10 protein-coding genes are annotated in these 9,739 nt (G+C 54.4%); 1 reads left to right on the top strand and 9 read right to left on the bottom strand.

All coding sequences use genetic code 11. The features are described 5' to 3' along the window. Positions 1 to 269: 269 nt before the first annotated feature. From ACTIKR_RS09160 to ACTIKR_RS09120, 9 genes are all read right to left on the bottom strand, one after another. Positions 270 to 1,163, bottom strand: a complete 894-nt coding sequence (locus ACTIKR_RS09160) for a LysR family transcriptional regulator (RefSeq protein ID WP_442327693.1) — start codon at positions 1,161 to 1,163, stop codon at positions 270 to 272. A 115-nt stretch (positions 1,164 to 1,278) separates the two neighbouring features. Continuing rightward, positions 1,279 to 2,250 carry a Bug family tripartite tricarboxylate transporter substrate binding protein gene (locus tag ACTIKR_RS09155; RefSeq protein WP_442327692.1) on the bottom strand — a complete coding sequence of 324 codons (972 nt, stop codon included), beginning with the start codon at positions 2,248 to 2,250 and terminating at the stop codon, positions 1,279 to 1,281. A gap of 77 nt (positions 2,251 to 2,327) precedes the next feature. After that, entirely contained in the window at positions 2,328 to 3,314 is a 987-nt protein-coding gene (locus ACTIKR_RS09150; RefSeq protein WP_442327691.1) for a Bug family tripartite tricarboxylate transporter substrate binding protein, read from the bottom strand. A gap of 91 nt (positions 3,315 to 3,405) precedes the next feature. Next, positions 3,406 to 4,437 (bottom strand): acyl-CoA dehydrogenase family protein, encoded by a 1,032-nt coding sequence (locus tag ACTIKR_RS09145; RefSeq protein ID WP_442327690.1) that lies wholly within the window; start codon positions 4,435 to 4,437, stop codon positions 3,406 to 3,408. A 9-nt stretch (positions 4,438 to 4,446) separates the two neighbouring features. Next, complete coding sequence (locus ACTIKR_RS09140; RefSeq protein ID WP_442327689.1) at positions 4,447 to 5,598, bottom strand: acyl-CoA dehydrogenase family protein; 1,152 nt, start codon at positions 5,596 to 5,598, stop codon at positions 4,447 to 4,449. Positions 5,599 to 5,634: 36 nt separating this feature from the next. After that, complete coding sequence (locus ACTIKR_RS09135) at positions 5,635 to 6,099, bottom strand: MaoC family dehydratase (RefSeq protein WP_193087508.1); 465 nt, start codon at positions 6,097 to 6,099, stop codon at positions 5,635 to 5,637. 14 nt (positions 6,100 to 6,113) lie between these two features. Further along, positions 6,114 to 7,337 carry a CaiB/BaiF CoA transferase family protein gene (locus tag ACTIKR_RS09130; protein ID WP_442327688.1) on the bottom strand — a complete coding sequence of 408 codons (1,224 nt, stop codon included), beginning with the start codon at positions 7,335 to 7,337 and terminating at the stop codon, positions 6,114 to 6,116. A 484-nt stretch (positions 7,338 to 7,821) separates the two neighbouring features. Continuing rightward, complete coding sequence (locus tag ACTIKR_RS09125) at positions 7,822 to 8,055, bottom strand: hypothetical protein (protein WP_193087510.1); 234 nt, start codon at positions 8,053 to 8,055, stop codon at positions 7,822 to 7,824. 166 nt (positions 8,056 to 8,221) lie between these two features. Continuing rightward, positions 8,222 to 8,380 carry a hypothetical protein gene (locus ACTIKR_RS09120; RefSeq protein ID WP_193087511.1) on the bottom strand — a complete coding sequence of 53 codons (159 nt, stop codon included), beginning with the start codon at positions 8,378 to 8,380 and terminating at the stop codon, positions 8,222 to 8,224. A 295-nt stretch (positions 8,381 to 8,675) separates the two neighbouring features. On the opposite strand from ACTIKR_RS09120, the gene ACTIKR_RS09115 reads away from it, so the two are divergent. Further along, positions 8,676 to 9,698 (top strand): isochorismate synthase, encoded by a 1,023-nt coding sequence (locus ACTIKR_RS09115; protein WP_442327687.1) that lies wholly within the window; start codon positions 8,676 to 8,678, stop codon positions 9,696 to 9,698. The last annotated feature ends 41 nt before the right edge of the window (positions 9,699 to 9,739 follow it).

Below are 9,739 nucleotides of genomic sequence, written 5' to 3'. Positions count from 1 at the left end.
CGAGTTGAAAAAGGCCCTGGAGCGTTGAATGCCAACTGTAATGGTTGATATTTCAGCGCTCTTTTTTGGCCGGCGGTTTTGCGCTCGCAAGCCGGTTTTAACGATGACGACACGAAACGTTATATCGATGCCGTTGGTTGGCTTACGCCTGATGCACGCGAGCTAACCATGAGTGGCAATGCCTTGCGGGTGTTCAGCCGGTTACACAAGCAACTGGAGATCCAACAGGGCAGTGCATAGCAGCCCAATAATGCTGCAGTATATGGCGCTCATGTACGAACCGACATATCCGAGGCCAGCGCCCGGAATCTGGAGGTGGCCATCGATTCGGTTTCCTGCCTGTATACCAATCCGTAGCCAATGCGCTTGACGGTCGATTCATCTTCAAGTGGTTTGTAGATGATGCGATAGCGGTTGATATTCTCCATCACTGACGGCACCAGGGCCAGACCAAAATTGCTTTCGACCAGCGATAGGACCGTCTGCACCTGTACGGCAACCTGGGATACCTTTGGCGAGAAGCCGGCCGACTGGCATGCGGCCATCATCGCATAATGCAGGCCGCGAGCATGCTCGGACGAATAGACGATGAACGGGGTGTCGGCCAGATCGCTCAGCCGTACCGGCTGGTTGGCCAATGCGTGCCCCTCGGGCAGCGCCAGAATGAAATGATCGTTCTCCAGAATTTGCATATTGACATCGGCGCTGGCCAATATCGGGGTCCTGATAAGCCCGATATCGAGCTTGCCCGAACTGACAGCTTGCACGATTTGTGTCGAGGTAGCTTCGCTGAAAGAGAGCGAAATTTTGGGATATGACGTACGAAATGCCGATACCAGCTTCTGAAACAACTGCTGGGTGGTCGAGCCAACTATGCCGATACGCAAAGAGCCGTTGGTGCCCTCGCGGATTTCAAGTGCCGTTTGTTCCACTTGCTCGGCAGCCTGCAAAAGACGGATCGACAGCGGCAGAATGTGGGCGCCTTCTTCTGTGAGCGACACGCCTTTGGGATTGCGATGAAACAGCGTAAGCCCCAGTTCGGCTTCGAGTTTCTGGATAGAGACCGAAAGCGGGGGCTGGGCAATATGCAATTTTTCGGCTGCCTTGTGAAAGTTCAGCGTTTCGGCTAGCACGACAAAATGTCTGATACGGCGCAGTTCCAATTTGAATATCCTGATAATCGCATACGTAGGGGGTGTTGCCGGTACGCATTACCGGAACAGTCTGACCGATTTTATCAAGCTTGGCAGGTCTATGGCTGATGCTGCGCCGGCAAGCTTACTGTTTGGCAATGCCCGCACGTGCTGCCGCCTTGGACCAGCGCTCAATTTCGGTGCGCTGAAAGCGGGCCAGATCACCCGAGTCGCCGGGGAAGGCTTCCCAGTTGATTTTCGCCAGAAAGGCTTTGGCATCGTCAGTTCGATAAATGTCCTCCAGCGTTTCGCTTAGCAGGTCGCGCACATTCTCGGGTAAGCCGGCGGGGCCGAAAGCCGCTGTCCAGTTGACCATGTAATAGTCCGTATAGCCCAGTTCCTTCAGGGTGGGAATGGATGGGGCCGTGGCCAGGCGATCGGTGCCGGTGACGGCAATGATTTTGACTTTGCCTGCGTTGGCCAGCGGCAGTATGGCGCCATAGTCGGCAAATACAAAATCCACCTGGCCCGAGGCCAGGTCCGTGAGCGCTGGGGATGCGCCCTTATAAGGAATTTGTCTGGCGGTAATCTGCGCCATGGACAGAAATAATTCAGTGGCAATTCGATAGGAAGCGCTGCCGCTACCATAGTTCATTTTTCCGGGATGTTTTTTGGCATACTCGAGCAATTGCGGAATCGATGAATAAGGTGCAGAGGCATTGACGGCCACGCCCATTGCTCCAAAGCTGAGTTTGGCCAGCGGTGTCAGGCCCTTGACGGGGTCATAGGGCAGGGACTTGAACATCGCTACATTGGTGGCAACGGGCGAGTTGCTGGCAAACAGCAGGGTATAACCATCCGGCTTTGCACTGGCAACGGCTTCGGCGGCGATGAAACTGTTGCCACCGGGCTTGTTTTCCACCATGACAGGCACACCGAGTTTTTCCGACATGTTTTTTGCCGCATAACGGGCATTGGTATCGGTCCCGCTGCCCGGAGGAAACGAGACGATCATTTTGATGGGTTTTTCCGGATAGGCTGCCCATCCGGCTACCGGGACAATCGCTGCGGTGAGTACGGCTGCGACCCAAAGCGCTGCAAAGGGGGACTTTTTCATGTTGTCTCCATCATTCTATGTTGAATGTCATGACGCGTATGCTGGCTGTCGATTGTAGAATCGACAGCCAGGCCACTTTAATTGGATTTGACGCCGGCTTCCTGCACCACCTGTTTCCAGCGTTTGGTTTCCTGCAGGATAAACTGGCGGTACGCTTGGGGCGTTGAGCCAAGCGTATCTGTGCCCTGTTTTTGAAGGGTTGCTTTGAAGTCGGGTGAGTCCAGTGTGTCCCGGATAGTTTTGTTCAATTTGTCGATAATCGGCTGTGGGGTGCCGCGTGGCACTACGACGCCTTGCCAGGCGCCAATCTCAAAGCCTTTAACGCCCGCTTCGTCTACCGTCGGCACGCCGGGCAACACGTGCTCGTTGCGCTGCAGACTTGCCAGTGCCAGTATCTTCACTTTTTTGCCGCGAATGGCCGATAGGGAATCATTTAGTGTATTGACCATGTAATCTACCTGGCCGCCCATCAAATCGACCATAGCCGGGGCGCTGCCCTTGTATGGCACATGCAATGCCTTGATGTCGAGCCCTTTGTTAAGCAAAAAACCGCCCAGGTGGGTGATGTTGCCCATTCCGCTGGAGGCATAACTCGTCTTGTGTGCGATCACATGTGCCTTGAGCTGTTCCAGATTGTTTGCCGGTATCTTTGGATTGACTAGCACGACCATTGGCACATTGGCCGTTGTCGATACGGGATCGAATGCCGTCGTGGGGTCATATGACAAATCCGGGTACAGAGCGGGGCTCAAGGCAATGGAGGATGTGTTGTACAGGATGGTGTAGCCATCGGGTTTGGCGGTGGCCACATGTTGCATGCCGATGGTCGCATTGGCGCCGCCGCGGTTTTCCACCACGAACGGTTGCTCAAGACGTTGCGCCAGCTGCTTTGCCAATTGCCTTGCCACGATGTCGGTTGGGCCACCCGGTGGAAAGGGGACCACCATGGTAACCGGCTGTCGTGGCCATGTGACATCGGTTGTAGCGGCTGCGCTGCAAAGGCTGGTCAGGGTGCAGCCAAGAAGCAGGGCTGCGGCGGATTTGCGGGTGTTGCAGAAATACATGATTGTCTCCTCATGTGATTGTGGACTGCACCTGCGTGAGCGTGCTTACGGCCAGACTTTATTTGGCGAGCCGGTTCGCTGGAACCGGTATCTAGCCCGTCATTTGTTCATCCTGGGCCGAAGTCAGGAATGCGAAAAGCGTGTCATTGTTTTTGTGCAGGATGTGTTGCCCGATTTCAGCCGCCCAGTACTGGGCTGAGCCGAAGCAGGACTTGCATTCCCGGATTCTGCGGGTGTAGTGATGCAGGGGGTATTCCTGGCTGATGCCGATTGCGCCGTGTATTGCATGTGCGATATCGGCGATTCTGTCTGCGATATGTGCGATTTGAAATTGCGCGATGGCAAGCGCTCGGGAGCCAGGGGCAGTCTGGGCGCTGCCGTCAGTGGCGGCCGCCATCTGCAATGCCATATCGGCAGCGCACACGTGTTCGGCCATTTCGCTGATCTGGTGCTGCACGGCCTGAAATTTGCTTACCGGCCGGCCAAATTGCTGGCGCTGGGCAGCATATTCCAGCGTGAGTTCGAAGGTTTTTTCCATGGCACCCACGGTCGCTGCCAGCATGGCAAAGACACTCAAATGAAATAGGTCGTGCGTTGCCTGCTCGCGCAGATCGAGCCTGGTCAGGCCCTGAGTCGGCCAGGCCACGGCTGCGAACAGGCCGCCATGGTAGGCTTGCAAAATCCGACGATTATGGCTGTGCGCCAGGAAGCATTGCTGGTCCGTGGCGATCAGCATGTGATCAACCCAGTGACCATGCCAGGCCTTGTGCAATGTGGCCGAACGGGTCTGTGCATCAATCTGAAGCGCCGAACTGGCGTAGCTGAACGAGCCTTCCGGTAGATCCACACTGTGCGTGTGTGCCCAAACACGTGTGACCACGGTCTGAGCAAAAGGTATGGGCACGTTGTAATACCCTTCCATCTTCAGCAATGCAATCACCTCATACAGGCTGATGCCGCTGCCACCGGCCGCTTGCGGCAGCAGCAGGTCGGCAAAGCCACTAGCGTAAATTTCATTTGATATTTTCTTGTGCTGATCCGCCGTGATTTCCAGGCCAGGCGATGCGCCTGAAGTTACGTGCCTGAACAGTTCGCCAAGGGCATCTTCGAGTAATGTGTCCATGTTGTTTCCTTAGCGCAAGCCCAGGCCTCGTGCGATAATGCCGCGCAATATTTCGCGCGTACCGCCACGTAGCGAGTAGCTCGGGCAAATCTGGCTGACGAACGACAGTGTATTGATCAGTTCTGTCGAGGGCATGTGAGCGGGATACAGGCCAAGGCACCGGTCGATCAGTTTGGGAATGTCCTGCTCGAGCGAAGTGCCGTAATCCTTGACCAGCGTGGCTTCAAGCGCCGGATTCTGTCCATTGGCCAGTTTTGCTGTCACCGCAAGTGACATGGCGCGCAACACCGCCAGGCGCGCTGTGATTTCGCCCACCGTGCTTTGAATAACCGGGCTGCCCCAATCCTGTTGACGACACTCGCGGATAAAGCATTCGACCAATGCCATGCTGGAATACAGGCGTTCCGGTCCGCTGCGCTCGAAAGCCAATTCTGCATTGACCTGCTCCCAGCCCGCGCCTTCCTGGCCGATCAAAGCTTCTGGCGTCAACTGTACGTCTGTAAAAAATACTTCCGAGAAGTGGGCATCGCCGGCCAGGTCATGAATGGGCCGGATGGTGATGCCTGGCAGGCTCAGGTCGATAATAAATTGTGAGAGGCCTTTGTGCTTGTCCTGGGCGGTGCCACTGCTGCGCACCAATGCGATCATGTAATGCGAGTGCTGGGCATTGGTGGTCCAGATTTTGCTGCCATTGAGCGTCCATCCATCATCATTTTTTATGGCCCGAGTACGGATGCTGGCCAGATCGGATCCCGAGTCGGGTTCGCTCATGCCAATACAAAAGAAGGCTTCGGCCCGACAGATTTTAGGCAGATAGAAATCGCGTTGTGCCTGGGTGCCATAACGCAGGATCAACGGGCCGCTTTGCCGGTCGGCAATCCAGTGTGCCGATACGGGCGCGCCGACGCCCAGCAATTCTTCGGATACCACGAAACGGGTGAAGTAGCCTTTGTCGGCGCCTCCATATTGCTGCGGCAGGGTAAGGCCCAGCCAGCCTTGCTGCGCGAGCTTTTTGCTGAAATCAGCATCGAATCCCATCCATGACCGGGCGCGGTCAAACGCAGTCATGTGCTGCGTATTTTCCTGGATGAATGCGCGAATCGGTTGCCGTACGTTTTCGTCCTGGTCTGGCAGCCGGGCAAGTTCAAGATTTGTCAGCATAGTTGCTCGCTCTGTTTTGCCGATGTCATGTCTGAATTATTGCGGGCGGCCAGCCAGCATCCGCTTTACGTCATAACTGATCACGACCACATCGTGTTGATTTTTGATGTCAATGTGAGTATCGACGACGGCGCGATTCTGCTTGCTGGTCGGTTTGATACCGGTGACCAGGACATCTGCATGAACGGTGTCGCCGGCGATGACCGGCGCCAGCATCTTTTTATGCACTTCGAGCAAGGCAAGGCCGGTGCCCTGGACCATTGATTGCATGAGAATGCCTTCAATGATGCCGTAGGTAAGCGCACCGGGCACGGGCCTGCCCGATATGGCGCCGGCATCGAAGGTCTTGTCTATGAAGATGGTTTCGAGCATGCCGGTGCAACTGATAAAATTGATGATATCGGTTTCGGTGATGGTCCGCTTGAAGGTAACAAACTTTTGTCCCACTTGCAGATCCTGCCAGTAAAATCCCATGCCCAGTATTTTTGGGTCGTTTTGCATTTTTTATACTCCTGTTAAGTGGTTTGGTCCGGCCGGTCAGCGCCCACAATATGTTGCTCACGTAAATGATTGATTTGTTGTTGCGAATAGCCCAGCTGATCCAGAATTTCCTGGGTGTGTTCGCCAAGCCGCGGCGGCATTTTCAATGGCACTTGTGAGTTTGACAGACTGACCGGATTGTTTGTGAAGCGGTAACGGTGACCCTGATCGGTCAGCTCCGAAAAAAAGCCCGCAGACTGCAAATGGGGATCCTGCTCCAGCTCGTTGAGCGTATTGATACGTGCCGCAGGAATTTCCTGCTCATCGCAAAATTGCAACCAATGTGCAGTGGACTGATTTTTAACGATGCTGCCAGTCAGCTCATACAGCTGGTTGATATTCTGTGTGCGTGCACTGATGCTGTGAAAGCGGCTGTCCTGCGCCAGTTTGCCATGGCCCGATTCTATAAAGAACCGCTTCCAGTGCTCATCGGTATAGGGCATCATGCAAATATGGCCATCTGTGGTCTGGTATGGTCGGCGCCATTCGGACAGCACCCGGACATAACCCGCGTCCAGATCCTTGTCGGCCAGATGACGTCCGTAGAAATGTTCAACCAGCACATACGAGACCATGGATTCGAACATCGGGATTTCGATCAGTTGCCCGCGGCCATCGCGCTCGCGCTGGAAGAGGGCGGCCAGAATCGCGTGGGCAGCCATCAGGGCGCAGGTTTTATCGGCGGCAATGATCGGCATATAGCGCACGGCGCCGGTCTGTTGCCTGATCAGATCCGGTATGCCGGACAAGCCCTGAATAATATCGTCATACGCCGGCATGCCGCTATAAGCGCCATTTGATCCGTAACCCAGTAGCGCTGCGTAGATCAGTTTCGGATTGCGCCGTGTCAGTGTGGCCGGATCCAGTCCCAGCTTATTCAGTTTCTGGGGACGGATGCTATGCATGAAGACATCTGCGTGTTCCAGTAATCGCTGCAGCACCTCGAGCCCTTCCGAGGTTTTGATGTTGATTGCGATACTTTTCTTGTTTCTGTTGGAACCCAGAAAAACGGCGGACAAACCTTCCTGGTAGGCTGGTCCGGTATACCGTGTGGAATCGCCCTGTAGCGGTTCAACTTTGATCACCGTGGCACCATAGTCGGCCAGGATCAGAGAGGCGTACGGACCAAAGACCACGGAGGTCAGGTCAACAATGGTAATACCGGCCAATGCGCTGGGAGAGGATGTGATGTCGTTCATATTATGATTTTCCGAATAAGGAAAAGCATAAGCATAAATACGATATTGGTCCAATATTAAAAATAGATTATTTGATATTAAATCGGTATCATAAACGCACACAGATTCTGCTCAGCGATTGGGCTGCATTAGCATTAGATTGGATAGTTGAAAGTATTGCCCGGCGTGAAGCCGCTGCCCGGACGCACTGGCAAGATTGTCACTTGGCCTTGCGTATGGCGTACATGTCAACAGGGTGGTTGTGCGAAATAAGCCGCAACAGGCAATGGCGATTGTAATTGTGATTTTCAGTGCAAGCGCGCAAGGTTATGCTAAGTGTGTTCGCAAGGGGTGAACATACGGGCATGTTTCAATAGCGCTTTTTCAAGACCAGTGCCAATGTTATCCGCAATGATTTCATTGCCTACAGGACAGGGACAAGGCGCGGGGCGATTCTACGATCACTGCCAGGAGCTGTGAACCAACCTGATAGATTGGGCCTCATTCAGGCGTTTGGCTTCTTGTTCTGCGTAGTCCCGCTCTCCCGGCTCATATGAGCCTTCATACAGACAACTGCTGCGATGCCACTTGCAATCGTTGTGGCGATCGGCAGCGACAGGCTTTTTATTGGCGCCTCCACCGCAGCCAGCAATAAAGACGGCGAGAGACAAGACAACGGCGCATCGGCTAAACGTTTGAACAGACATGCTTCCTTCTCCGAAAGAGGTGCAACGGCCATTTTATAGCATGTCTGCCAAACGCCAGGATTTATGGGTGGATAAAGCGGGAAAACGGCGCTGAGTGAGGCGGCATTCTCTGGAGCTTGGCGAGCGTATTGAGCCGCTGGAGCGTAGTTGACTGCGAAGCTTGTCGCCAGACGCCGTTGACCGGTTGTGGTTGATGATTCAGTTGTTGATATCGGGATCCATCACGAGCTGTCCGACAACTGTGAGCAGTTCAGGAGCGATCTGTTCAACCCGTTGCTTTGTCATCTCCGGAGCGACAGACATGGCCGGCAGAGTATGGAGCAGCGTGACGCTGGCGGCGATTGAATTGCGCTCCATGAAACCGCGGATCTGATGGGCCGGACTGCGCCGCAAGCCCAAGCATGATGCAGGCTTTTGTGCTAATGTACAGTGTTTTTAATCGACTGTTACAGGTATTGATATGTCCAGGGAGCCAGATATTTCGGCAGCAGCAAATACAAATGACGAAATAGCGTCGAACGGGTCAGTAGGGCAATGGCTTATTAATGATTTTCGAATCGGCGATTTTTTCTTTGCGTCTCCTCAGCGACAATGGAGAGCAAGCCGCCACGATGTGGCTGCCGTAGCTTATCAGCCGGCGAATGCAGAAACGGTGAATGCCCTGTTCGATAAGGCGCGCAAGCATGGTGTGGCAGAGCCTGTCATGTTTGGATTGGTGCCATTTGATGTGAGCCGCCGTGCCAGCCTGGCAATTGCTTCGCACGTAGACAGCGCGTCTATCCCCGCTGAGCAGGTCAAACGTTCCGAAGCCAGCGGCAGGCCACAAATTGCGGCTCAGAAGCCCGTCCCTGAACCCGAATATTACGGTGATATGGTGCGCAAGGCGCTTGGCCTTATGTCGGAAGACGGCTTGCGCAAGATTGTATTGGCGCGCACCATGGAGGTCACCCTTGATCGTCCGCTGGACTATTCGCGTCTTCTGCCAGATCTGCTTTCACGCAACGCACTCGGCTATACGTTCGCCATTCCCGTATGGGAAGACGATGACCAGACGGTTCCTGCCGGCATGATGGTAGGTGCCAGCCCGGAACTCCTGGTGCGCCGTGTAGGAGATACGATACATGTGAATCCGCTGGCCGGTTCGATCGGCCGCAATCAGGATCCGTCAAAGGATCAACTGCTGCGGGATGGCTTAGCCATGTCGGAAAAGGATCTGCGCGAACATTCCTACGTTGTCAATGATATCGTGCGTATCCTGCAAGAGCATTGCGTTGATCTGGACATCCCTGAGGGTCCTTCGGTCATTGGCACCGATACACTGTGGCATTTATCGACCTACATTACAGGTCGGCTGCGTAATCCTGCCATGTCCGCGCTGGAACTGGCCTGTGCGCTGCACCCAACTCCTGCCATCTGCGGTTATCCGACAGCAACGGCGTTCTCGCACTTGGCCCAATTGGAGCCATTCGATCGTAGTTACTTTGCCGGGTTGGTGGGGTGGCAGCAGGCCGATGGCGATGGTGAATGGGCATTGTCCTTGCGATGCGCACTGCATACAGGTGAAGACAAATTGCGGCTGTTTGCCGGAGCGGGTATTGTGACCGGATCCGATCCCAATCATGAAATTGTTGAAACGGCCACCAAAATGGAAACCTTCATGCGAGCCATTCGTTGATTCCGTTTGTTTACTCGTTATTCAAAGCCATATTTTTACAA

It is taken from the genome of Advenella sp. (assembly GCF_052108595.1).
Classification (GTDB): Bacteria; Pseudomonadota; Gammaproteobacteria; order Burkholderiales; family Burkholderiaceae_B; genus Advenella.
Note: the sequence above shows the minus strand (reverse complement) of the source record. Positions and strands in the feature narration are given on the sequence as shown.

Bases quoted from the DNA above. Each gene is read 5' to 3' on its own strand.
- ACTIKR_RS09155 (WP_442327692.1), bottom strand. From the start codon at position 2,250: ATGAAAAAGTCCCCCTTTGCAGCGCTTTGGGTCGCAGCCGTACTCACC.
- ACTIKR_RS09150 (WP_442327691.1), bottom strand. From the start codon at position 3,314: ATGTATTTCTGCAACACCCGCAAATCCGCCGCAGCCCTGCTTCTTGGC.
- ACTIKR_RS09145 (WP_442327690.1), bottom strand. From the start codon at position 4,437: ATGGACACATTACTCGAAGATGCCCTTGGCGAACTGTTCAGGCACGTA.
- ACTIKR_RS09140 (WP_442327689.1), bottom strand. From the start codon at position 5,598: ATGCTGACAAATCTTGAACTTGCCCGGCTGCCAGACCAGGACGAAAAC.
- ACTIKR_RS09135 (WP_193087508.1), bottom strand. From the start codon at position 6,099: ATGCAAAACGACCCAAAAATACTGGGCATGGGATTTTACTGGCAGGAT.
- ACTIKR_RS09130 (WP_442327688.1), bottom strand. From the start codon at position 7,337: ATGAACGACATCACATCCTCTCCCAGCGCATTGGCCGGTATTACCATT.
- ACTIKR_RS09125 (WP_193087510.1), bottom strand. From the start codon at position 8,055: ATGGCCGTTGCACCTCTTTCGGAGAAGGAAGCATGTCTGTTCAAACGT.
- ACTIKR_RS09120 (WP_193087511.1), bottom strand. From the start codon at position 8,380: ATGGAGCGCAATTCAATCGCCGCCAGCGTCACGCTGCTCCATACTCTG.